Source organism: Pseudoduganella plicata (assembly GCF_004421005.1).
Taxonomy (GTDB): domain Bacteria; phylum Pseudomonadota; class Gammaproteobacteria; order Burkholderiales; family Burkholderiaceae_D; genus Rugamonas; species Rugamonas plicata.
On record NZ_CP038026.1, the window covers coordinates 376,423 to 399,996 of the forward strand.

Genomic DNA, 23,574 nt, shown 5'->3' on the forward strand with positions numbered 1-23,574 from the left:
CCACCTTGCTCCAGCCCAGCAGGTGCTCGCAGGCGCGGTTCCACTGCGTGATCACGTGGTCGGTGTTGATGGCAAACGTCGGCACCGGGTGGCCGTCGAAATAGTCCGACAGGGCCACGTCGCTGCCGTCCGGCAAGGTAGTGGAAAGGGGGGCGTGCCGGGTCATGACGCCAGGGCCCCGCACATTTCCCGGTACAGCTGCTCGGCTTCGCTGAACACGCCGTCCCAGGCGGCCTCGTCGAGAGCGAAGGCCCGCCAGACGGCCAACGACAGCGGCGGCGCCTGGTCATTTTCCGGGCCGCCCAGATCCAGCGCGTGCGCAAGCACGTTGGCCGCCTGCACCACGGTGGTCAGGTCGGCCGGCGCCAGGTCGTCATCCGGCAGCACCGTGTGATGCCCGGCCACGGCCGCCTGGATCTGCTGGGGAAATTTCCAGTGCGCAGCAAGGGCCGCGCCAACCGCGGCGTGGTCCGTGCCGAACAGCGCCTGCTCGGCCGTCGCGGCGGTGCAGTCATGCTCGCGCTGCCATGCGACCACCTGCGTGTACTCGTCCGGGAGGCGGGTCACCAGTACCAGCGTCCCCAGGTCGTGCAGCAGGCCGGCCGTGAATGCCGTTTCGACGTTCACGCGCAGGTGCCGCGCCAGCACCCGCGCGCAGACGGCGCTGGCGATGGCGTGGCGCCAGAACGCGGGAAAGTCGAACTGCCCGCCGGGGCGCGGCGCGAAACTGGCCGTGACGGAGCACGCGGTCACCAGCGTGCGGATGGCGTGAAAGCCCAGCACCGAGACCGCCTGGGCGATGCTGGTGACCTTCGACTGCAGGCCATAGAACGACGAGTTGGCCAGGCGCAGCGTCTTGGCCGTCAGCGCCTGGTCCTGCGTGATCCGGGCCGCCAGCGCGTGCGTGTCGATGTCCTCCTGCTCCATCGTTGCGAGCAGCTCGGCCACGATTCCGGGCAGCGAAGGCAGGTCGCGCACGCTGCGGATGATGTCTTCCGGTCTTTTCATGGCGCCACCTCGTCGCCGCCGCGGAATGCGCGCAGCCGGGCCAGCAGCAGGGCGCCGCCGGGTGTCGTGCCGACGTGGCGGAACAGCTGTTCCAGCCGGCGCAGCCGGCGCTCGCGTTCCCGTCGCAGCTCGGCGTCATCGACCGCCGCTTCCATCACGACCACGCAGCGCTGCACCCCGCGCCGGCGCAGCGCGCCCAGCAGGCTGTCCGTCAACGTGGCATTGCGCGGCACCAGTACGGCACCACCGTCGTCGAGCAGATCCTGCGCCAGCGTCATGCCGGCCGTGGCCTCGTCGAGGTCGATTTCGCTGGAACTGTTCATGACGCCTCCGTCCGGCTCAAGGTAATCAGGCTGCCGCGCGAGGCCGAGTGCTCGCCCATCGGATAGACGACGACAGCGTAGCGCTGGCCGTCGATCTCGGCCATGTGCGTGCGGCTGCTCTGGCCGGCGGCGCTGCCGGCATCGTCCGGCGGGAACAACTGCGGCAGCACGATGCCGGCCTCGTTGCCCAGCAAGGCGCTCTCGTGCCGGAACAGCGTCTCGGCCGCGCCGTTGATGAAGGCGATCATGCCGGCGTCGTCCATCCCGATCACAGGCAGTGGCAGGTGGCGCAGCAGCTCGCGGGCCACGTTCAGGCTGATCTCGTCGCGGCTGATCTGGCGCTGCTTCTCCGCCAGCAGCTGTTTCATGCGACGGTTGGCCGCGGCCAGCTCCTGGTTGGCCGTACGCACCTCCAGGTTCAGGCGCAGGTTTTCGTCGGCGATTTCCTTGACCCGGAATGCTTCGGCGATGTGGCCGCGCAGCTGCTCGTCGTCCCATGGCTTGGTGAGAAACTTGTAGATCGCCCCTTCGTTGACGGCATCGGTGACCGATTGCAGCTCCGTGTAGCCGGACAGCATGATGCGGATGGTGTCCGGATACCGTTCCTTCGCCTTGCGCAGGAAGTCGGCGCCCATCATTCCGGGCATGCGCTGGTCGGAGACGATGACGTCCACGGGCTGTTCGGCCAGCAGATCCAGGCCCTGCTGGCCGCTGTGGGCGGTATGAATCTGATATTGCTCGCTGCGCAGCAGGCGCTTCAGTGCGGACACGATATTCGCCTCGTCGTCCACCAGCAGCAGGCGGCGCAGCGGCTTATGCATGCGCAGCAGGTGCGGCGGCAGTGCGCGTCCCTCCGCCAGCAGCAGGTCGATGCCGTCCGGCGTCAGGGGCCGGGCAAAGAACCAGCCCTGGATGAAGTCGCACATATTGCGGCGCAGGAAGTCGCACTGGCTTTCCGTTTCCACGCCCTCGGCCACCACGTGCATGCCCAGGTGGTGCGCCATCGCGACGATGGTGCGGCACATGGCCGCGTCGTCGCTGTCGGTGACGACGTCGCGAACGAAGCGCGCATCGATCTTGAGGGCATCGAAGGCATAACGCTTCAGGCTGTTCAGCGACGAGTGGCCGGTACCGAAATCGTCCAGCGTCAGGTGCAGGCCAAGCACGCGGCAGCGCGCCAGCAGGGCGTCGCAGTCCGCGCCCGCCTCGGTCAGGGCCGTTTCCGTGATTTCCAGCGCCAGTTGCGACGGGTCGATGCCGCAACGCTGCATGGTCTGCGCGACGAACGTGCCGAACTCCGGGTCGCGGAACTGGACCGGCGCCACGTTGATGGCCAGCTTGACCGCACCGCTGCCGTGATCGCGCCAGTGCCGCGCATCGTGGCACGCGCGTTCCAGCACCCAGCGGCCAACGGCCGCGGTCATGCCCGCGGCGTCGATCGCGGCCATGATCTGGCCCGCTTCCAGAAGTCCATGGCGCGGGTGCTGCCAGCGCAGCAGCGCTTCCAGGCTGGCAATGGCGCCGGTTTGCAGGTCGACGAGGGGTTGATACAGCAGGGTCAGCTCGTCCTCGGCGATGGCGCGGCGCAAGGCGGCGCCGACATCCTCGCCGGCAAACGACGGTGGTGCGGACATGCCGCCGGCGGCGCAGAGAGCGGTAGGGCCTGCCGGGGAGCGCTCGGCTGGAAGCATCGGAGTCCCGTGATCGGTTGACGGAACAAGCGCAGCGGCTCCACCATGGAACCGCTGCCTTGCAGGCCGATTATATGCCCGTGTCGGAGCCGCGTGCGCCAGTCCGGCACCATGCCGACATAAGTGTTGCTGGGTGGAAACGGAATGTTGGCAGCGTGCTACCGGTGTGCCTTCAGCGTGCTGCCAGCGCGCCCCAGATGGCCTTCATCGCAAAGCGCAGGTCGGCGTCGTCCTCCGTCAAGGCACGCACGATATCGTCCTCCGAGTCGAGGCGGCGCACGTCCGGCGGCACCAGCGTCTGCCCGGCGCCGTTGCGCAGGCAGGCCACTTCCGGGCCTGTGCCGGCCAGTGCCGGACGGTAGGTGACGACGCCCGTTTCGCCGCATTGCAGTTCCACCAGCGTGCCCGGAGGGTAGCTGCCGATATGGACGGCGAATGCGGTTGCCAGCACCGTATCGTGGGCCACGGCGGCGCTCGTCAGTTCGGCCAGCGCCAGATCGGGCGACTGCGAGCGGCGATAGTTGCGCGCCGAGACGCGGGCGCACCACCGGTCGGCCAGACGAAGCAGCCGTGCGCCGCGCGGGATCTCGTGCGCACCCAGGCCATGCGGATAGCCGCTGCCGTCGTCGTCCTCGTGGTGGTGCAGTACGCTGGCCAGCCACTCCTCGTCGCCGATGCCGGCGCAGGCCAGCAGGCGGGCGCCATCCTCGGGATGGCGACGCAATCGGGCGCGCTCCTCGCCCGTCAGGCCCTCGCCCGCAAGCGACACGCGGCTGTTGAAGGTGTCGTGCGCATCGAGCATCGCGCAGTTCATCGTCAGCGCGGCGCCGGCCACGGCGGCCAGGCTGTCCTCCCCCAGGCCGATACCGCGGCCGACGATAGCGACGACGACAGCCGTCTCCACGCAATGGCGCACGGCATAGCTGCCGGCGATCTGGTTCAGCAGCACGCACGCCAGCGCCACGTCCTGGCCCATGTCGACGGTATGCAGCAGGTCGCGCGCCAGTTCGCGCAGCGCCGGTGCGGCCTCGCGGGCATCCTCGAGGCGTGCCAGCTGATGCTCCAGGCGGCGGTGCAGCTCGTTCAGCCCGCGCAGCACCGACGGCGCGGTCCCGGTGACTTCGGCGTGGCGGGCATCCATCGCTACACCCGGGCCAGCCGGTCCAGGGCGAGGCGCAGCGTGTCGTCCTGCTTGGCAAAGCAGAAGCGCACGACGCGCGACTCGACGCCGCCCCGGTAGAACGGCGCGACGGGAATGGCGGCGACCTTGATCTCCGCCGCCAGCCATTCGGCAAACGCCACCTCCGGCAGGTCGGAGATGGCCCCGTAACGCACGCACTGGAAATACGTGCCGTCCGCCGGCAGCAGCTCGAAGCGGCTGGCCGCCAGGCCGGTGCGGAACAGGTCGCGCTTGCGCTGGTAGAAATCCGGCAGCTCGCGCCAGGGCCGCGGGTCGGCCATGTAGGCGGCGATGCCGTGCTGCATGGGCGCGTTCGTGGAGAACACGTTGTACTGGTGGACCTTGCGGAACTCCGCCATCAGCGGCGCCGGTGCCGCCACGTAGCCGATCTTCCAGCCCGTGACGTGGAACGTCTTGCCGAAGCTGGAGACGACGAAGCTGCGCGCGGCCAGCACGGCATGGCGGCTCATCGACTCGTGGCGAGCGCCGTCATAGACCATGTGTTCGTAGACTTCGTCGGCCAGGATCAGGATGCCGGTGCCTTGCACGATGGCGCTCAGGGCGTCGATATCGGCCTGGCGCAGCACCGTCCCGGTGGGGTTGTGCGGCGTGTTGATGACAAGCAGGCGCGTTTTCGGCGTCACGGCCGCCGCGATCCTGTCCCACGGGATGGCATAGCAAGCGTCCGTGAGCGTCATCTGGACCAGCACGGGCACGCCGCCCGCCAGTTCCACGGTGGGCAGGTAGCTGTCGTAGGCCGGTTCGATGATGATGACTTCGTCGCCCGGATGCACGCAGCACAGGATGGCCGTCGTCAGCGCCTGCGTGGCACCGGCGGTGACGGTGATTTCCGTGTCGGCGTCGTACTGGCGGCCGTAGGTGGCGGCGATCTTGGCGGCGATGGCCTGGCGCAGCGCCGGTACACCCGTCATCATCGGGTACTGGTTGAAGCCGGCGCGCATGGCTTCGGTGACGGCGTCGACGAGCCGCGCGTCGCAGGCGAAGTCGGGGAACCCTTGCCCCAGGTTGACGGCGCCATGCTGCGCGGCCAGCATCGACATGTGCGTAAATACGGTGGTGCCGACACTGGGCAGGCGGGAGACGATGGCCGGCGTTACCGGGCCGGCGGGGGAAGTCGTGGACATGGGTTGTCGTAATGTGGCTGGTGGTCGTTCCATTCTAGCGCAGCCGGCGGGCGCCGGGCCGCATCAGACGGCCGTTGCAGGCGGCGTCCATTTTTCCGGCAGGATGACCCTGAACATGCCGGCTTTTTCCAGCCGTTTTGCCAGCTTGAGCAGGGCCTTGTCCTTCGTGATCAGCGTGCCGGCGCCCGCGTCGCGCGCCAGTTCCAGGAATTTCTGGTCGTCCGGGTCGGTGCAGACGGGCAGCCGCACGCCCGATTCGGGCGGTTGGACCACCTTGATCAGCGCGTCGAACCTGGCCGCCGCCAGCGGACGCGTGCTGTCGTCCAGCGGCAGGTGAGGGTAGTGCAGCACGATGTTGTATTCGTCGCGGCAGTCGGCGCGGGTGATCGCCTCGACCGTGCCGCTTTCCAGCGCGGCCAGCAGGGCGGCCCAGCGCGGGTCGTGGAACACGAACAGATCGAGGCAGACGTTCGTGTCGATAACGATGCGGTCCGGCAAGCTTTGGGTTGAAGCGGGTATCATGTGGGAATTCTTGTTTTCAAGTATGTCTGGTTCCGAATCATATGCTGATAGTGCTTTCCCCCGCAAAAAGTCTCGACCTGGAGACGCCTTCTCCCACCCCCCACGCCACCGAACCCGCGTTTCTCGATCATTCCGAGCAGCTGATCGCCCGGTTGCGCGACTTCTCGCCGGCCCAGCTGGCCGAGCTGATGGACCTGTCGGACGCGCTGTCCGCGCTGAACGTGGGCCGTTATGCGTCGTGGACGAAATCCACCGCCGAAGGCCGCCAGGCCGTGATGACGTTCAATGGCGACGTGTACGACGGCCTGGCGGCCCGCACGATGGCGCCATCGCAGCTGGACTATACGCAGTCGCGCGTGCGCATCCTGTCGGGCCTGTATGGTCTGCTGCGTCCCCTGGACCTGATCCACCCGCACCGGCTGGAAATGGGCACGCGACTTGCCAACCCGCGCGGCAAGGATCTGTATGCGTTCTGGGGCGACACGATTACCGACGCGCTCAACGCCGCGGCGAAGGAACAGGGCGCGCAGTACCTCGTCAACTGCGCTTCCGAGGAGTATTTCAAGTCCGTGCGCAAGGCCAAGCTGGCCGTGCCCGTCATCACGCCCGTCTTCGAGGAATGGAAGAACGGCAAGTACAAGATCATCTCGTTCTATGCCAAGCGCGCCCGCGGCATGCTGGCCCGCTATGCGGCCGATCGGGGCATCACCGAGCCGGAGGGGCTCAAGTCGTTCGATGTGGAGGGGTATGGGTTCGATGCGGGCGCTTCGAACGACACCACGTGGGTGTTCAGGCGCAAGGTGGCTTGAGGAAACGATCGGAGAGAAGATGATGTTTCGATTCGATTTACGCTTGCTCGGGATTGCGCTTCTGTGCGGCTCATTCGCGGGGCGGACTGCGTTTGCCCAGGAAGCCGAGCATCCGACGCATCAAGCGGACAGATCGGCTCGTGTCAACCTCCCAGGGTGCGCCAGGCCCCAATATCCCCGTTCCGCGCTGTTGTTAGAAGCGGAGGGTACCGTCACGCTGTCCTATTTGATCGGCGCCGATGGCACGGTAAAGGAGTCGAGAGTATTTCGGTCGAGTGGCAATGCAGAACTTGACGAGGCCGCCCGTATTGCGCTGGCAAAATGTCGATTCGATCCGGCGGTAGTTGATGGCCAGCCTGTCGAGGCATGGACAAAGATGCAATATCTCTGGAAGCTCGACGCAAGGCCGATGTACTCTTTCTAGGCATCGGTGGCACGGCTGTGGCCCTGAGACACACGGGGCGTCTCAGCGCACTGTGCGCGTGAGCAGGCCACCGAGACTGGATGGCTTTCGGCGCCAGAAAGTCGGGGACAGGCACCAATCTTCGCGTCTCCCGACTCGGAGATTGGCGCCTGTCCCCAGCTATCGCAAGTGCCGCAGGCTCATTTTTTGATCGCCGCGCACTGCGCGACGATCACCCCCAGAACTTCCACCACTTGCGTTCGGGCTTCGGCGCGCCTTCCTCGATGAATTTCGAGTTCGGGAAGTTCTGCTTGAAGACGCGCATCGCGTCGTCGCGCAGGGCGGTGTTGCCCAGTTTGTCGTAGCTGCGTGCCATGATCCACAGCGCTTCCTCGATCGACGGCGAGTCGCGGTAGTCGCGCACGGCGTCCTGGGCGCGGTTGGCGGCGGCCAGGTAGGCGCCGCGGCGGTAGTAGTAGCGCGCCACGTAGACTTCGTACTTCGCCATCGCGTTGATCAGGTACTTCATCCGCTCGACGGAGTCCGGCGCGTATTTGCTGTTCGGGAATTTGTCGACCAGCGCCTTGAACGCGGCAAACGCTTCGCGCGTGGCTTTCGGATCGCGCTCGGCCGGATCCTGTTCGTAGACGAAGTTCAGCAGGCTCAGCTGGTCATTGAAGTTGACCAGGCCACGCAGGTAGTACATGTAGTCCACGTTCGGGTGATTCGGGTGCAGCTTGATGAAACGCTCCACGGCGGCCAGCGCCTGGGCCTGGTCCTGTGCCTTGTAGTAGGCGTAGGCCACTTCCATCTGCGCCTGTTGCGCGTACACGCCGAACGGATAGCTCGCTTCCAGCTTCTCGTACAGCTGAATTGCACGCTCGTAGTGCTGGCCGGCCATTTCTTCCTTGGCCTCCGAGTATAATTTCGTTGCGGACCAACCTTTGGTCTCATCGGTCTGCTCAGGTAACAGGCCGCAGGCCGACAGACTGAGCAGTAAAACCGATGCTGCCACCACCTTGATTTTTTTTTGCATGTTCTCGTGCAAGAAGACGTTTAACAAGATACTACACTAGGCTGATTATAGCCGATGGGAATGCCGTGAAATTGAACACTGTGCCGAATCCGGCCGACGAACTGCCCGATCACGATTTTGACGCCGATTTCGATGGCGAGTTCCCGGCCGAAATCGCCGCTGAATTACCGGGCTTTGCCGCGCCGCTGGCCCCGATCGAACTGGAGCTGACGCCGGAAGCGTGCGGCGAGCGCCTGGACAAGGTGATCGCGAAACTCGTCCCGCAATTCTCGCGCGGCCGGCTGCAAAGCTGGATCGAGGAGGGCTTCGTCACCGTGGACGGCAAGCCGGCCAAGGTGCGTGCCACCGTTTACGGTGACGAAAAAATCGTCGTGCTGCCGCAGGCGGCGCCGGAAGACGTGGCGTTCACGCCCGAGGAAATGGACCTGAACGTCGTGTTCGAGGACGACCACCTGATCGTCATCAACAAGCCAGCCGGGCTTGTCGTCCATCCGGGCGCGGGCAACTGGTCCGGCACGCTGCTGAACGGCCTGCTGCACCGCTGGCCGCAACTGGGCGGCGTGCCGCGCGCGGGCATCGTCCACCGTCTCGACAAGGATACCTCCGGCCTGATGGTTATCGGCAAGGACCTGCCGACCCAGACGGACCTCGTCCGCCAGTTGCAGGCGCGTACCGTCAAGCGCGAATACTGGGCGCTGGTGTGGGGCACGCCGCGCCTGTCGGGAACCATCGACGCGTCGATGGGCCGCGATCAGAAGAACCGGGTCAAGATGGCGGTGTCGACCAGCCTGGGCTCGAAGCCGGCCATCACGCACTACCAGCGCCTCGAGTCGGGCGAGCTGGACCGCCGTCCAGTGACGCTGGTGCAGTGCCGCCTGGAGACGGGCCGCACGCACCAGATCCGCGTCCACATGGCGCACCTGGGTTTCCCGCTGGTGGGCGATTACGTCTACGGCAAGCCGCACCTGACGGGCGTGTTCCACCGCCAGGCGCTGCAGGCGCGCCGCCTTGGGCTGACGCACCCGGCCACGGGCGCAGCCTGCGAATGGATCATCCCGCTGGCCGACGACTTCCGCGCGCTGCTGGATCAGGCAGGCATCGAGGAGCCGCCCGAGACGGTCATCGGCGACGACTACGAGGATGCCGAGGACGACTACGACTACGATGACGAGGCGTGATCATGCGCAATCGCAACAGCGTGCAGTTCCTGGACCCGGACTGGCCCGACCTGCCTGAATCGGTCGGCGTGCTGTGCACCACGCGCCGCGGCGGCGTCAGCCCCGCGCCGTATGACGACGGGCAGGGCAAGGGCGGCCTGAACCTGGGCGTGCATGTGGGCGATTCGCCTCGCTGCGTCGAACGCAACCGCGATATCGTGCGCGCCGAGCTGCCGGCCGAACCCGTCTGGCTGTCGCAGGTGCACGGCACGGCGGTCATCGACGCCGGTACCGTCGACGTGCTGGCCCATGCGCCCGCGCCGACAGCGGATGCCAGCTATGCGCGCGAGCGCGGCGTCGTCTGCGCCGTGCTGTCGGCCGACTGCCTGCCGGTGCTGTTCTGCGATGCGGCCGGTACGATGGTGGCTGCGGCGCATGCAGGCTGGCGCGGTCTGGCCGAAGGCGTGCTGGAAAACACGGCCACTGCGATGTACGGGGCCGGCGCACGCGATTTGCGAGCGTGGCTCGGGGCGGCCATCGGTCCGGCCAAATTCGAGGTCGGCTCGGAGGTGCTGGCGGCGTTTCTGGTACGCGCCGAAGGGCATGAGGATCTTGTCCGCGCCGCGTTCGTGCCCGTGCCCGAGCGTCCCGGCAAGTATCTGTGCAACCTGTATGCACTGGCCCGCATCGCGCTGCAGCGCGCAGGCGTGCACCGGATTACCGGCGGCGACTTCTGCACCGTCTCGAACTCCGGCCGCTTTTACTCCTACCGCCGCGACGGCGTGACGGGCCGCCAGGCCAGCCTGATCTGGCTCAGGTAGTCGTGTCGTCGGCAGCCCGCGCCGCGGCCGCGCGCTGCCGTTTGCGCCGTTTGCCACCGGTCACATAGAATAGAATGCCCAGTGGCAGGGCACAGTACAGCAGGAACGTCATGATGCCCGCCACCACGGTGGGTTCGGTCAGCGCCATCAGCAGCACGACATAGATCCAGGCAAGCGCAGTCATCAGAAGCATAGATTCAGATTGTAGTCTTCGGTAACAAAGATCAATTCTAAATGGAATGCACATGAACAAGCCCGACCCGCAAGCGATCGCTTCCGCATGGATGTCCCAGCTCAGCGATCCGAATCACTGGCAGTCCTGGTTCCGCATGATGCCCGATATGAATGCCATGCCGGGCGCCGCGCTGCTGCGCGACGCCGGCGCCGCCATCCGTCCGGATGCGCTGGAGGCACTGAAGAACCAATACATCGCCGAGTTCGGCGCGCTGTGGCAGGAGTTCCTGGCCGGGCGCGCCCCGCAAGTGAAGGACCGCCGGTTTGCGGCGGATGCGTGGACAGCCAATCCCGTCTCCGCCTTCAATGCGGCCGCCTACCTGCTCAATGCGAAATTCCTGATCGCGATGGCCGACGCCGTCGAGGCGTCGCCGCACCAGAAACAGAAGATCCGCTTTGCCGTGCAGCAACTGGTCGACGCGATGTCGCCCGCGAACTTCCTGGCGACCAACCCGGAAGCGCAGCAGAAGCTGATCGAAACGAAGGGCGAAAGCCTGACCAAGGGGCTGGCCAATATGCTGGCGGACATGCGCCGCGGCCATATTTCGCAGTCCGACGAAAAGGCGTTCGAGGTGGGCCGCAACCTGGCCACGACGGAAGGCCAGGTCGTGTATGAAAACGCGCTGTTCCAGCTGCTGCAGTACAAGCCGCTGACGGCCAGGGTGCGCGAACGGCCGCTGCTGATGGTGCCGCCGTGCATCAACAAATACTACATCCTCGACCTGCAGCCGGACAATTCCCTGGTCCGCTACGCCGTCGAGCAGGGCAATACCGTGTTTCTGGTCTCGTGGCGCAATCCGGATGCGTCGCTGGCGCAGAAGGGCTGGGACGACTACACGGAGGAGGGCGTCATCGAGGCCATCCGTGTCACGCGGGAAATCAGCGGCGCTGACCAGCTCAACACGCTCGGTTTCTGTGTAGGCGGCACGTTGCTGGCTGCCGCGCTGGCCGTGCTGGCGGCGCGGGGCAGCAGCCAGCCGCCAGCGTGACGTTGCTGACGACGTTCCTGGACTTCTCCGATACGGGTGTGCTGAGCGTATTCGTCGATGAAGCGCAGGTGGCGCTGCGCGAACAGGCGCTGGGGCGGGGCGGGATCATGCCGGGGCGCGACCTGGCCAGCACGTTCTCCAGCCTGCGACCGAACGACCTTGTATGGAATTACGTGCAGTCGAACTACCTGAAGGGCAACGAGCCGCCGCCGTTCGACCTGCTGTTCTGGAATGCCGATTCGACCAACCTGCCGGGGCCGATGTTCTGCTGGTACCTGCGCAATACGTATCTCGAAAACAACCTGAAGGAGCCGGGCAAGCTCACCGTTGCCGGCGAGAAGATCGACCTGGGTGCGATCGATGCACCGGCCTTTGTCTACTCGTCGCGCGAGGACCATATCGTGCCGTGGCAGTCGGCGTTCGCCTCGACGGCGATCATGAATCCCGGCCGGCGCGAGCGCAACCGCTTCGTGCTGGGCGCTTCCGGCCATATTGCCGGCGTCATCAATTCGCCGGCAAAGAAAAAGCGCAGCTACTGGATCAACGATACGCCTGGCATCGGGGTGGACGGCTGGCTGGCGGGTGCTACCGAGCATCCCGGCAGCTGGTGGCCTGAGTGGGCCGCCTTCCTGGCGCAACATGGCGGTAGCGAGGTCAAGGCGCCCACGAAATTGGGCAACGCGACATACAAGCCCATCGAGCCCGCACCTGGCCGTTACGTCAAGGAAAAGGCCGAGTAAGGCGGGAAATTCCGCCATTTGTCCAGCGCTTATGTTAGTTGCGTTGTAATAAGCGCCGGGCGGGGGTTCCGCTGGGGGGAAACTTGTATCGATGCCACCATCCGGGGTTTTTTTCGCACTATAATAAGGTGATTCGTGGAAAGCGAACCGCCGTTCGCTTTTTTTACGATGATTTACCCTGGCAGTATTAACCCGGTGCGCGCGACAGGCGCCGCATTTAGTGGATGAGTGGACTTGTGATGAGTAGTGCAAAGAAAAGTGCTGAACGCCTGATCAAGAAGTACCCGAACCGCCGTCTCTACGATACGCAGACCAGTTCCTATATCACCTTGACCGACGTCAAGCAGCTCGTGCTCGATGCCGATCCGTTTACCGTTGTCGACGCGAAGTCGAACGAGGACCTGACGCGCAGCATCCTGCTGCAGATCATCCTGGAAGAGGAAGCCAGCGGCGTGCCGATGTTCTCCACCGATGTGCTGGCGCAGATCATCCGCTACTACGGCCACGCGATGCAGGGCATGATGGGCTCGTACCTGGAGAAGAACGTCCAGGCGTTTACCGACATCCAGCGCCGCCTGACGACGGGCGCCACCAATTTCGAAGGGAAGCCGTTCAGCCCCGAGATGTGGACGCAGTTCATGAACGTGCAGGCCCCCATCATGCAGGGCATGATGAACAACTACATCGACCAGAGCAAGAACCTGTTCGTGCAGATGCAGGAACAGATGCAGAACCAGAGCCTCAGCCTGTTCGGCGCGTTCCCGTTCGCGGTGCCGCCGACGGCGCCGCCCGAAAAGAAGTAAGTTTTACCGTCAGTTGCAGCGAAGCCGGCCTCGTGCCGGCTTTTGTTTTGTCGGCCGCGGGTTGCGCCGCCGGCGCATGGGCAGTCAGTCCGGCCCCGCCAGAATCGCCGCTTGCCTGTCTTTCAGGTAGGGATGCGCCTCCAGCAGCCTTGCGACCTCCTGTTCGATCCTCGCGATCGCACCATTCATCCACTCGAGATGGTCTTCGACATCTTTCGCCAGCTTTGCCGATCCGTCGCGCCGCAGCTGATCGAGATGCCTCGCCTCCGATTCCCGCAACTTCCGATACGCCGTCAGAGACTCGAGCGACACCTTCAGCAGGCGCTCCTCCAGCGGAGGCGGAATCCATGGGCCGGGGTTATTGGCGGCACAGTAGCGGGCAAGGGCCTTGGCGTCCGCCGCCGGGCTCGTCGCGGTCCTGGTGGCCGGTGTGGCCAATCCTTCCACAGCCGCACGATCCACCCGGCTGACAGTGGCGCCACTGTCGTGTAACGCCATTGCAAAGGCGCGCGCGTGGTCATCCGCCGCCTCGACACACACGTGCAGCGCGCCCGGTACGACACCCTGCTTGTCCAGCCAGGTCGTCAGTTCAGCCAGCGGCTTCTGCTCGCCCGCGAGCGCTTTCGTCTTCATCTTGCCATCGACAAGGAGCGCGACATTCCACTTGCACGCCGTGCCTTTGATCCCCAGGGTTGCTCCCGTCATCTCGTCTCCTGCAAGCCATCGGTTTCGCATGATGATAGCCGACGCCCCGGTCGCCACGCCAACTGTCGCGCAGGTGGAAACGTCACCACACTTCCGCGATATTTGTTGACCGGACAATTTTGTCGCTGTTACTATCATTTGAAACGACTGGAATCGTTTCCAGTGACGACAGCAAAGGAGACCCTGTGGCGCCAAGTACCCTGCCAAGTACCTTCAACCCGCCCGCGGATTCGATCCTGTGGCGGCCGGACTTCCTGCTCGGCGCGGCGACAGCTGCCTACCAGATCGAAGGGGCGGCACAGGAAGATGGCAGGCTGCCGTCGATCTGGGACACGTTTTCCGCCACACCCGGCAAGGTACTGCACGGCGACACCGGCGAGATTGCCTGCGACCATTACCACCGCTGGGAAAGCGACATCGATCTGCTGGCCAGCCTGAATGTCGATGCCTACCGGCTGTCGATTGCCTGGCCGCGCGTCATGGACGAAGCCGGACGGCCGAACGAGGCGGGCCTGGCGTTCTACCGCAAGCTGCTGCAGCGCCTGAAGGGCAAAGGCATCAGGACGTCCGTCACGCTGTACCACTGGGACCTGCCGCAGCACCTGGAGGACGAGGGCGGATGGTGCAACCGCGCTACGGCATACAGGTTTGCCGAGTACGCGGACCTGGTCAGCCGCGAGCTGGCCGGCCTGGTGGACTTCTGGTCCACGCTGAACGAACCGTGGTGCTCGGCGATGCTGGGTTACGGCACGGGCCATCACGCACCTGGGCGCAGCGACCTGCGGGCGGCCAACGCGGCGATGCACCACCTGCTGCTGGGGCACGGGCTGGCGCTGCGGGCGCTGCGCCGCAATGATCCGGCGTCGAGCAAGGGCATTGTCGTCAACGTCGGCCGCGGCACAACGGATGGTCCGACGCGGGACGACGAGCGTGCGGCCGAACTGTTTGAGCTGCAGCACAACGACTGGGTGCTGGATCCGCTGCTGCGCGGCCAGTATCCGGCGCGGCTGTACGAGGAGCTGTGGCCGGGCGCAAGGCCCGACATCGCGGAGGGCGACATGGCCATCATCGGCGCGCCGCTCGACTTCATCGGCATTAATTACTATTTCCGCACCAATGTGCGCAGCGACGGTGCCGGCGGGTATGTCGAGGTGCCGCTGGCCGATGTCGAACGCACGCAGATGGGGTGGGAGGTCTATCCGGATGGGCTGTCCGACCTGCTGGTCGCCTTCGACCGCCGCTACCCGAACCTGCCGCCCGTGTACATCACGGAAAACGGCATGGCCAGCGACGACGCCGTGATCGACGGTGCCGTCGTCGACGACCAGCGCATCGCTTTCCTGAACCGCCACCTGGCCGCCGTCGACGAAGCGGTGAGGGCGGGCGTGGACGTGCGCGGCTACTACATCTGGTCGTTTCTCGACAACTTCGAGTGGGCCTTCGGCTACGAGCGGCGCTTCGGCATCGTCCACGTCGATTACACGACGCAGCAGCGTACGCCCAAGCGCAGCGCGGAGCTGGTGCGCGATTTCCTGGCACGCCGCCGCGAGCGAGGCTGAACCATCGGCGTCCCCGTTTCACTTATCATTGGCAAGTAAAAAATACATAAGGCGCCACAGGCGCCAGGAGACAAGATGAACGATGCAAGCAGACGGACGCGCGCCATTGCGGCCGCCGTCCTTGCGGCCGCGTGCGCGGGCACGCGGGCCGCGCCACCCGTGCCGTCAGCGACAGCGCCGCTGAAGGCCACGGTATCGCATTGGTGGACGTCAGGGGGCGAATCGGCCGCCATCCGCCAGTTCGCCGACGCATTCAATGCGGCCGGCGGCCAGTGGATCGACCAGGCCGTCGCGGGCGCCGAACAGTCGCGCGCATCGACGATCAACCGCATCGTTGGCGGCAATGCGCCCGTGGCGGCGCAGTTCAACACGTCGCGCCAGTTCCGCGACATTGTCGACCAGGGCCTGCTGAACAACGTGGACGAGGTGGCGGCCAGGGGCAACTGGGACCGCATCCTGCCGCAGACGATCATCGACGTCATCCGCATCAATGGCCATTATTACGCAGCGCCCGTGGACATCCACATGCCGGCGTGGTTCTTCTATTCCAAAAAGGCATTCGCACAGGCGAAGATCAAGGACGAGCCGCGTACGTGGGAAGAGTTCATCGCCGCGCTCGACAAGCTGAAGGCGGCCGGCCTGATACCGCTTGCCTTCGGCGGCCAGGTCTGGCAGGAGAAGATCGTGTTCGACGCCGTGTTCGCCCAGCTCGGCGGACCAGAGCTGTTCCTGAAGATCTACCGGGACCGGGATGTCAAGGCGGTGGCGTCGCCGGCGTTTCGCAACGTGCTGGTGGCGTTCCGCCAGCTGCGCGCGTACACCGACCCGGGCGCGCCGGGACGCAACTGGAACGATGCCACGGCGCTGGTGGTGTCGAATCGCGCCGGCGTGCAGATCATGGGCGACTGGGCCAAGGGCGAATTCTCCGCCGCCGGCCAGGTCGCCGGGCGCGACTTCGGCTGCTTCCCCGGCTTCGGTCCGAAGGCGCCGTACATCGTCGCCGGCGACGCGTTTGTCTTCCCGAAAACGGCCAAGCCGAACGTCGTCAGGGCGCAGAAGCTGCTGGCAACCGTGATGACGGCGCCCGGCCCGCAGGCCGCGTTCAGCGCCCGCAAGGGCTCGATCCCGATCCGCCCCGACGTCGACCTGTCCCAACTCGACATGTGCGCCCGCATGGGCATCGCCATCATGCAGGACAAGTCGCGCCAGCTTCCCAACGCGGAAATGCTGGTGGAGCCGGACCTGAACGGCGCACTGCAGGACGTGCTGACCAACTACTGGAACCGCAAGCAGACGCCGGAGCAGGCGCAGGCCGCCTTTGCCCAGGCGATGAAGGACAACACATGGTAGCCGCCCGCGCATCGAGGACCAGAAGCCGCGCTGCCTGCTGGTCCGCATACATCGCGCTGTTGCCGATGGTTCTGACGGTGCTGGGCGCGTACGTTGGCACGATGCTGTGGACGGCGCGCGTGTCCGTCAGCAGCGCGCGCATCTTCCCGACGGGCGACTTCGTCGGTATCGGGCAGTACGAGCGGCTGTTCCGCAACGCGCGCTGGCTGCTGTCGCTTGAGAACCTGGCCGTCTACGGCGTGCTGTTCATCGCCGGCTCTCTGGTGCTGGGTTTCCTGCTGGCCGTCTTCATCGACCAGAAGGTGATGGGCGAGGGGACGCTGCGCACGGTGTTCCTGTATCCGTACGCGATGTCGTTTGTCGCCACAGGCCTGGTCTGGCAGTGGATCCTCAATCCCGAGCTGGGCATCCAGCGTGTCGCGCGCCAGCTCGGCTTCGAGGACTTCACGTTCGGCTGGATCGTCGACCAGGACAAGGCGCTGTATACCATCGTGCTGGCGACTGTCTGGCAGGCGTCCGGCCTCGTCATGGCGCTGCTGCTGTCCGGCCTGCGCGGCATCGATGACGAGTTGTGGAAGGCCGCCCGCATCGACGGCATTCCCGTCTGGCGCGTCTACATCAACATTGTTCTGCCGCTGCTGTGGCCCGCGCTGTCCACCGCGCTGATCCTGCTGTTCGCGCTGGTCGTCAAGCTGTTCGACGCGGTGGTGGCGATGACGCAGGGCGGCCCAGGCACCGCCACCGAAGTGCCGGCCAAGTTCATCATGGACTACCTGTTCGGACGCGCCAATATCGGCCTGGCCTCGGCCGCGTCGATCGTGCTGCTCACCACCGTGGTGGCCATTGTCGCGCCGCTGTACTACGCCCGCGCCAGGGCCGTGCAAAGGGGGCTGAAATGAAGCGCGACGCCATCCGCGACATCGCCGCCGTGCCGGTCCGACGCAAGCCCCGCAAGCTCACGCCGGCACGCATCGGCGTCTATGGCTTCCTTGTGATGGCGGCGCTGTTCTTCCTGGTGCCGCTGTACGTGATGCTTGTCACGTCCGTCAAGCCGATGGACGAGATCCGGCTGGGCAACCTGTTCGCGCTGCCGGCGTCGCCCACGCTGGCGCCGTGGCGCAGCGCCTGGCAGACCGCCTGCACGGGACTCGAATGCGAAGGCATCCGCGGCGGCTTCTGGAATTCCGTCCGGATCACGCTGCCCAGCATGGTGCTGTCGATCGCCGTCGGCGCCGTCAACGGCTACGCGCTGTCGTTCTGGCGGCCGCGCGGCGCCAACGCGCTGTTTGCCGTTCTGATGATGGGGGCCTTCATTCCGGGCCAGGTGATGCTGTATCCGCTGGTGCGGGCGCTGGCCGCGGTAGACCTGTACAGCACACTGCCGGGCATCGTGCTGGTGCACGTGATATTCGGCATGCCGATGATGACGCTGTTGTTCCGCAATTACTACGCCAGCCTGCCGGAGGAGCTGTTCAAGGCGGCGCGCGTGGACGGTGGCAGCTTCTGGCGCATCTTCCTCGAGCTGATGCTGCCGATGTCCACACCCGTCATTGTTGTCGCCGCCATCATGCAGGTCACGAACATCTGGAACGACTTCCTGCTGGGTCTTGTCTTCGCCGGCAGCGACAATCTGCCGATGACGGTCCAGCTGAACAACATCATCAACACGACGACGGGCGAGCGCCTGTACAACGTCAACATGGCGGCCACGATCCTCACGTCGCTCGTGCCGCTGGCGCTGTACTTCCTGTCGGGGCGCTGGTTCGTGCGCGGCATCGCGGCCGGCGCGGTCAAGGGATAACAAGGAAAACCATCATGGCCAATGTCTCCATCCGCAACCTGGGCATCCAGCTGGGTGCCAACCGCATCATCGAAGCACTCGACCTGGAAGTGCGCGCCGGCGAATTCATCGTGCTGCTGGGGCCTTCCGGCTGCGGCAAATCCACCCTGCTGCACAGTATCGCGGGCCTGAACGACGCCGCCGCGGGCAGCATCGAAATCGGCGGGCGCGACATGACGTACGCGGACCCGAAGGACCGCGGGATCGCCCTGGTGTTCCAGTCCTATGCGTTGTACCCGACCATGAACGTGGAGAAGAACATGTCGTTCGGGCTGCGCATTGCCGGCACGCCGAAGGCGGAGATCGAGCGGCGCGTCAACCGCGCGGCGGACATGCTGCAACTGGGCCCGCTGCTCAAGCGCAAACCGGCCCAGCTCTCGGGCGGGCAGCGGCAGCGCGTCGCCATCGGCCGCGCCATCGTGCGCGAGGCCGACGTGTTCCTGTTTGACGAACCCCTGTCCAACCTGGACGCCAAGCTGCGCACCGAACTGCGGCGCGAGCTGAAGCTGCTGCACCGCCAGCTGGGCGCCACGATGATCTACGTGACGCACGACCAGGTGGAAGCCATGACACTGGCCGACCGCATGGCCGTCATGAAGGGCGGCGTCATCCAGCAGTTCGATACCCCGGATGCGATCTACCGCCACCCGGAGACCCTGTTCGTCGCCACGTTCCTCGGTTCGCCTGGCATGAACCTGTTCCGCGGCCGCATCGCGCGGCGCGAAGGCCGCACGCTGTTCACGGACGGGCACCTGACGCTGGACGTGACAGGCTATCCGTTCCGCCAGTCTCCGGTCGACGGCCTGGCGTGCGTGCTGGGCGTGCGTCCCGAGGACGTCTCCCTGCGCGCGGACGGGCCGTTCCACGGCGGCGTCACGCTGGTCGAGGCGATGGGCGCGCATCGCGTCGTCTGGCTCGATCATCACGGCACCCAGCTCGCCGCCATCGTGCCGGATGGCCAGCCCGGCGGCGGGGCGTTCGCGCTGCGCGCGGACAACGTATCGCTGTTCGACGAGGCCAGCACACAGCGGCTCTGATTCGACGCTTCACCGATTGACGTGACACGGCCGCACGCAGCCGGGACCCGTCACGCCTGGACCACTGCAACCACGAACGATGGACGAAAGGGGAATACCGATGAAGAGACTGACCAGGACCACTCTGGCGCTGTGCATCGCGGCGCTGGGCAACGACGCCCGGGCGCAGGCGGGCGCGCAGGCAGCAACGCCAGCGCCGGACGGGCAGGGCGGCACGATGGAGCGCATCGTCGTCACGGCCAACCGGCGCGACCAGCTGGTGCAGGATACGCCGCTGGCCGTCACCGCGTTCACGCAGGACACGCTGCAGAACAACCAGGTCAAGGACCTCGCGTCGCTGACGTCGATGGTCCCCAGCCTCGTCGTCGAGCCGCACAGCGACTCGGGCGGCGTGCACGTCTACATGCGCGGCGTGGGCTCGGCCAATCACACGGAGCTGGGCGACCCGGCTGTTGCGTTCTATGTCGACGGCATCTACCTGCCGCGGCCGCAGGGTGCGACGGCGCTGATGTACGACTTGTCGCACGTGGAGGTCGCGCGCGGTCCCCAGGGGACCCTGAACGGCCGTAACTCGACGGCGGGCGCCGTCAACCTCGTCTCGGCGGCACCCAACACGACAAAGACAATGGGGTCGTTCAGCGTGACGGCAGGCGACCGGCACCGCATCCAGGCGCAGGGGATGATCAATATCCCGTTCGGCGACAACGTGGCGCTGCGCGTGGCCGCCATCAAGGACAGCCACGACGGCTACGTGGATTTCGCGCGCGGTTCGAACGTGCCGCCCGGCGCCGACAAGTACGGCGCGCAGGACCAGGCGGGCGCCCGCGCCACGCTGCTGTGGAAGATCACGCCGAATCTGCGCGCGAACCTCATCGCCGACTATTACGAGGACAAGGGCGCCGGCAATATCTACCTCGCACAGGAACCGGCGGCGGGGCAGGACCGCTGGAGCGCCGTCATCGACACGCCCGGCACGCTGAACCAGTCGATCACGACCTACAAGACGAAGTGGAACTGGGCCGCCAACGACTGGCTGGACGTGCAGTACCTGGGCAGCTGGAGCCGACTGAAGCGCAGCAACGCCAGCGACGCGGATGCCGGCATGTTCCTGGGCTTCAAGGCGGAAAACCGCACGGAGTGGGGCCAGTTCGACAGCCATTCGAACGAGCTGCAGTTGCGCTCCGCCGGCACCGGGCCGGTGGAGTGGGTGGCCGGCCTGTTCGAATTCGGCGAGAAGAACCGCATCCGCTTCGATATCGACCGCAGCCAGATCTCCGAGGCGGCGCTGCGCCAGGATCTGGCGGCGGGCAACGTCATCTTCGTGCAGCCGACGGTGGGCGAGTATGCGTCCGCGATGTCGTTCATCCAGGGCGACCGCCAGCTGAAATCGAAAGCCGTGTTCGCGCAAGGCAGCTACAGCTTCAACGAGCAGTACAAGTTCACGGCCGGCGCCCGCTACACGAAGGATCACAAGTTCGACAAGGGCGGCCAGAACTGGGCCTGCCCGAACTGGCCGGACAATGCGCCGCGCGGCACGACGGTCCTGACCCCGAACCAGATCGCCCAGCTGGTCACGCCCGGGACGGGGTTGATCAACACGCACAATATCGGTCCGGGCGGGCAGGTGGCGGTGGCGAACTGCGGCAATACGCCCGGCGACAACACGGCCGACCTGAAATACGGCCAGGCCACGTGGCTGGGACGCGTCGAGTACAAGCCTGCGAAGGACATCCTGGCCTTCGCTTCCGTCACGACGGGCTTCCATTCGCCGGCCATCGGCGACGGCGGCGCCACGACGAAGCCGGAGAAGCTGACCAGCTACGAGATCGGTTTCAAGTCCGATCTGCTGAACCGCGCACTGACCCTCAATCTCGACGCGTTCTGGATGAAGTACAAGGACAAGCTGGAATCGCAGGTCGTCAACAACACGCTGCAGAACTTCAACGCGGCCGGCGCCACCGTCAAGGGCATCGAGGCGGAGTTCGCGTGGCGTCCGCTGGACGCGGCCCGCATCAGCGGCAACGTGACGTGGCTGCGGGCAAGCTATGACAGTTTCCTGTCGTGCGACATCGACGCGGCGCGTGCCAACGGCCAGACCTGCGGCACGACTGCGCCGACCGAGGACGTAGGCGGCTCCGTGCTGAAACACGCGCCCCGGTTCGCGACGACCTTGATGGCGGAGTACGACCTGCCGTTGGCGGGCGGGCGGCTCACGCCGCGCATCCAGGCGCACCACGAGACGAAATCGTTCGTGGCCGCCGGCGCGTTCAACCGCGACGTGCCGGGCCACCCCGGCGTCAAGCAGCAGGACGCGTACACGACGCTCGACGTCAGCCTGCGCTACGAGCCGGCCAACAAGGCCTACACGGCCGAGCTGTTCGTCAACAACGCCACTGACAAGGAGGTCAAGTACGACGCGGTGGAAGTGTGTACGCAGGTGGGGGCGCCGTGCCAGCCGAACCAGCAGATCTGGGCCGCTTACTACAACCAGCCGCGCACGCTGGGGGCGCGGTTGTCGATGAAATTCTGAGCAGGCCGCAGCCTGGGGTCAGTCCCTCGACACGCCAACGGCAAGCGCCGGAGGTATCGCTTACCGGGACAGACCCCATGCCAACGGCAAGCGCTACGAGTATCACTTACCGGGGACAGACCCAACCCGCCGCAATCCGGTACAATGGCAGATTGGTCCGAACATTCGTTGCTACAAAAGCTAATCTGACATGCAATCCCAGCCACTCTCCCGCCTCAACAAGCCAGCCGCCGCCCCTGGCGCGCCCGCCAACATCTCCACGCCCGCCCCGAAGGTCGGTTTCGTTTCGCTCGGCTGCCCGAAGGCGCTGGTCGACTCGGAACAGATCCTGACGCAGCTGCGCGCCGAAGGCTACGAGACCGCCAAGTCGTATGAAGGCGCCGATCTCGTCATCGTCAACACGTGCGGCTTCATCGACGCGGCCGTGCAGGAATCGCTGGACGCGATCGGCGAGGCGCTGGCGGAAAACGGCAAGGTCATCGTCACCGGTTGCCTGGGCGCGAAGAAGGACGCGGACGGCAGCGACCTGATTCAGAAGGTCCACCCGAAGGTGCTGGCCGTGACGGGCCCGCACGCCGTGGCCGAAGTGATGGCGTCCGTGCACACGCACCTGCCGAAGCCGCACGAGCCGTTCATCGACCTGCTGCCGCCGCAGGGCGTCAAGCTGACGCCGAAGCACTATGCCTACCTGAAGATTTCCGAAGGCTGCAACCACCGCTGCTCGTTCTGCATCATCCCGTCGATGCGCGGCGACCTGGTGTCGCGTCCCATCGGCGAGCTGATGATGGAAGCGGAAAACCTGTTCAAGGCCGGCGTCAAGGAACTGCTGGTGATCTCGCAGGACACGTCGGCCTACGGCATCGATGTCAAATTCCGCTCCGGCTTTTGGAACGGCCGTCCTGTCAAGACGCACATGACGCAGCTGACGGAAGCGCTGGGCCAGCTGGCGGCGCAGTACGGCGCCTGGGTGCGCCTGCACTACGTCTATCCGTACCCGCACGTGGACGAGATCATCCCGATGATGAGCGGCGGCCACGTGCTGCCTTACCTGGACATCCCCATGCAGCACGCCCACCCGGAAGTGCTGAAGCGCATGAAGCGTCCCGCGTCCGGCGAGAAGAACCTGGAGCGCATCCTGAAATGGCGTCAGATGAACCCCGACCTGACGATCCGTTCCACGTTCATCGCCGGCTTCCCCGGCGAGACTGAAAGCGAGTTCGAATACCTGCTGGACTTCCTGAAGGAAGCGCAGATCGACCGCCTGGGCTGCTTTGCGTACTCGCCGGTGGAAGGCGCCACCGCCAACGACATCGCCAATCCGGTGCCGGAAGCGCTGCGCGAAGAGCGCCGCGGCCGCGTCATGCTGCTGCAGGAGGAAATCTCGAAGAAGCGCCTGCAGGCCAAGGTCGGCAAGACCGTCAAGGTGCTGATCGACGAGCTGACGCCGTCCGGCGCCATCGGCCGCTCGGCCGCGGATGCGCCGGAGATCGACGGCGTCGTGTACGTCAAGAAGCCGTTCGAGCCGCACAAGAAGCTGGCGGTCGGGCAGTTCTACGATGTCGAGATCACCCGCGCCGACGCGCATGATCTGTGGGGCGCTTCCTGAGCCTGGGGGCTCGGGAAGCGTCACACGACCAAGGGCGCGGCGTAAACGTCCCCCGCAAGCGCCAAGGTACAATGAAGGCGGACCAA

At 65.7% G+C, this 23,574-nt stretch carries 21 protein-coding genes and 2 pseudogenes; 13 read left to right on the forward strand and 10 right to left on the reverse strand.

Going from position 1 to position 23,574, the window contains the following annotated elements; translation table 11 throughout:
• Nucleotides 1-37: 37 nt before the first annotated feature.
• The 7 genes and pseudogenes from E1742_RS27325 to E1742_RS01605 all read right to left on the reverse strand — a co-directional run.
• Nucleotides 38-166 (reverse strand): annotated as a pseudogene (locus tag E1742_RS27325) (hypothetical protein); the annotation flags it as partial.
• Nucleotides 163-1,008: an HDOD domain-containing protein gene (locus E1742_RS01580; RefSeq protein WP_134383110.1), complete on the reverse strand. Its 846-nt coding sequence runs from the start codon at nucleotides 1,006-1,008 to the stop codon at nucleotides 163-165. The pseudogene E1742_RS27325 and the gene E1742_RS01580, both read right to left, overlap by 4 nt.
• Nucleotides 1,005-1,331: a hypothetical protein gene (locus E1742_RS01585; protein ID WP_134383112.1), complete on the reverse strand. Its 327-nt coding sequence runs from the start codon at nucleotides 1,329-1,331 to the stop codon at nucleotides 1,005-1,007. The genes E1742_RS01580 and E1742_RS01585 overlap by 4 nt, the downstream gene beginning before the upstream one ends.
• On the reverse strand, nucleotides 1,328-2,965 hold the full coding sequence (locus E1742_RS01590) for an EAL domain-containing protein (protein ID WP_134383114.1): 1,638 nt from the start codon (nucleotides 2,963-2,965) through the stop codon (nucleotides 1,328-1,330). The genes E1742_RS01585 and E1742_RS01590 overlap by 4 nt, the downstream gene beginning before the upstream one ends.
• A gap of 229 nt (nucleotides 2,966-3,194) precedes the next feature.
• Entirely contained in the window at nucleotides 3,195-4,163 is a 969-nt protein-coding gene (locus tag E1742_RS01595) for an HD-GYP domain-containing protein (RefSeq protein WP_134383116.1), read from the reverse strand.
• 2 nt (nucleotides 4,164-4,165) lie between these two features.
• The gene (locus E1742_RS01600; RefSeq protein ID WP_134383118.1) at nucleotides 4,166-5,347 is read right to left on the reverse strand and encodes a pyridoxal phosphate-dependent aminotransferase; all 1,182 of its coding nucleotides are present in this window, start codon (nucleotides 5,345-5,347) and stop codon (nucleotides 4,166-4,168) included.
• 63 nt (nucleotides 5,348-5,410) lie between these two features.
• The gene (locus tag E1742_RS01605) at nucleotides 5,411-5,869 is read right to left on the reverse strand and encodes a putative toxin-antitoxin system toxin component, PIN family (protein WP_134383120.1); all 459 of its coding nucleotides are present in this window, start codon (nucleotides 5,867-5,869) and stop codon (nucleotides 5,411-5,413) included.
• A gap of 41 nt (nucleotides 5,870-5,910) precedes the next feature.
• On the opposite strand from E1742_RS01605, the gene yaaA reads away from it, so the two are divergent.
• On the forward strand, nucleotides 5,911-6,678 hold the full coding sequence (yaaA, locus tag E1742_RS01610) for a peroxide stress protein YaaA (RefSeq protein ID WP_134383122.1): 768 nt from the start codon (nucleotides 5,911-5,913) through the stop codon (nucleotides 6,676-6,678).
• Between the two features lie 19 nt (nucleotides 6,679-6,697).
• Nucleotides 6,698-7,102: an energy transducer TonB gene (locus E1742_RS01615; RefSeq protein ID WP_229466433.1), complete on the forward strand. Its 405-nt coding sequence runs from the start codon at nucleotides 6,698-6,700 to the stop codon at nucleotides 7,100-7,102.
• Nucleotides 7,103-7,313: 211 nt separating this feature from the next.
• On the opposite strand, the gene E1742_RS01620 is transcribed toward E1742_RS01615, so the two are convergent.
• Entirely contained in the window at nucleotides 7,314-8,117 is an 804-nt protein-coding gene (locus tag E1742_RS01620) for an outer membrane protein assembly factor BamD (protein WP_134383124.1), read from the reverse strand.
• A gap of 65 nt (nucleotides 8,118-8,182) precedes the next feature.
• On the opposite strand from E1742_RS01620, the gene E1742_RS01625 reads away from it, so the two are divergent.
• The gene (locus E1742_RS01625; protein WP_371860193.1) at nucleotides 8,183-9,295 is read left to right on the forward strand and encodes an RluA family pseudouridine synthase; all 1,113 of its coding nucleotides are present in this window, start codon (nucleotides 8,183-8,185) and stop codon (nucleotides 9,293-9,295) included.
• A gap of 2 nt (nucleotides 9,296-9,297) precedes the next feature.
• Complete coding sequence (gene pgeF / locus E1742_RS01630; protein ID WP_134383126.1) at nucleotides 9,298-10,095, forward strand: peptidoglycan editing factor PgeF; 798 nt, start codon at nucleotides 9,298-9,300, stop codon at nucleotides 10,093-10,095.
• Here the strand turns inward: pgeF and E1742_RS01635 are convergent.
• Nucleotides 10,088-10,279: a hypothetical protein gene (locus E1742_RS01635; protein WP_307721902.1), complete on the reverse strand. Its 192-nt coding sequence runs from the start codon at nucleotides 10,277-10,279 to the stop codon at nucleotides 10,088-10,090. The genes pgeF and E1742_RS01635 overlap by 8 nt on opposite strands.
• A 61-nt stretch (nucleotides 10,280-10,340) precedes the next feature.
• Between E1742_RS01635 and phaC the strand changes: the two are divergent.
• Together phaC and phaR are read left to right on the forward strand one after the other, a co-directional pair.
• Nucleotides 10,341-12,058: pseudogene (gene phaC, locus E1742_RS01640) on the forward strand (class I poly(R)-hydroxyalkanoic acid synthase).
• A 239-nt stretch (nucleotides 12,059-12,297) separates the two neighbouring features.
• Nucleotides 12,298-12,861 (forward strand): polyhydroxyalkanoate synthesis repressor PhaR, encoded by a 564-nt coding sequence (gene phaR / locus E1742_RS01645; protein ID WP_134383130.1) that lies wholly within the window; start codon nucleotides 12,298-12,300, stop codon nucleotides 12,859-12,861.
• A gap of 84 nt (nucleotides 12,862-12,945) precedes the next feature.
• Here phaR and E1742_RS01650 read toward each other — a convergent pair whose 3' ends face one another.
• Nucleotides 12,946-13,566 (reverse strand): hypothetical protein, encoded by a 621-nt coding sequence (locus E1742_RS01650; RefSeq protein WP_134383132.1) that lies wholly within the window; start codon nucleotides 13,564-13,566, stop codon nucleotides 12,946-12,948.
• 185 nt (nucleotides 13,567-13,751) lie between these two features.
• Between E1742_RS01650 and E1742_RS01655 the strand changes: the two genes are divergently transcribed.
• From E1742_RS01655 to rimO, 7 genes are all read left to right on the forward strand, one after another.
• A complete protein-coding gene (locus tag E1742_RS01655) occupies nucleotides 13,752-15,125 on the forward strand; it encodes a GH1 family beta-glucosidase (RefSeq protein ID WP_229466435.1) in 1,374 nt (457 codons plus the stop codon).
• A gap of 75 nt (nucleotides 15,126-15,200) precedes the next feature.
• A complete protein-coding gene (locus tag E1742_RS01660; protein WP_134383134.1) occupies nucleotides 15,201-16,475 on the forward strand; it encodes an ABC transporter substrate-binding protein in 1,275 nt (424 codons plus the stop codon).
• Nucleotides 16,469-17,374 carry a carbohydrate ABC transporter permease gene (locus E1742_RS01665; RefSeq protein WP_134383136.1) on the forward strand — a complete coding sequence of 302 codons (906 nt, stop codon included), beginning with the start codon at nucleotides 16,469-16,471 and terminating at the stop codon, nucleotides 17,372-17,374. Before E1742_RS01660 ends, E1742_RS01665 begins: the two co-directional genes overlap by 7 nt.
• Complete coding sequence (locus E1742_RS01670) at nucleotides 17,371-18,276, forward strand: carbohydrate ABC transporter permease (RefSeq protein ID WP_134383138.1); 906 nt, start codon at nucleotides 17,371-17,373, stop codon at nucleotides 18,274-18,276. The genes E1742_RS01665 and E1742_RS01670 overlap by 4 nt, the downstream gene beginning before the upstream one ends.
• Nucleotides 18,277-18,290: 14 nt before the next feature.
• Entirely contained in the window at nucleotides 18,291-19,352 is a 1,062-nt protein-coding gene (locus tag E1742_RS01675; RefSeq protein WP_134383140.1) for an ABC transporter ATP-binding protein, read from the forward strand.
• Nucleotides 19,353-19,452: 100 nt separating this feature from the next.
• Nucleotides 19,453-21,882, forward strand: coding sequence for a TonB-dependent receptor (locus E1742_RS01680; RefSeq protein WP_166793384.1), 2,430 nt, complete (start codon nucleotides 19,453-19,455; stop codon nucleotides 21,880-21,882).
• A 190-nt stretch (nucleotides 21,883-22,072) separates the two neighbouring features.
• Nucleotides 22,073-23,488 carry a 30S ribosomal protein S12 methylthiotransferase RimO gene (rimO, locus tag E1742_RS01685; protein ID WP_134383144.1) on the forward strand — a complete coding sequence of 472 codons (1,416 nt, stop codon included), beginning with the start codon at nucleotides 22,073-22,075 and terminating at the stop codon, nucleotides 23,486-23,488.
• Nucleotides 23,489-23,574: the final 86 nt, after the last annotated feature.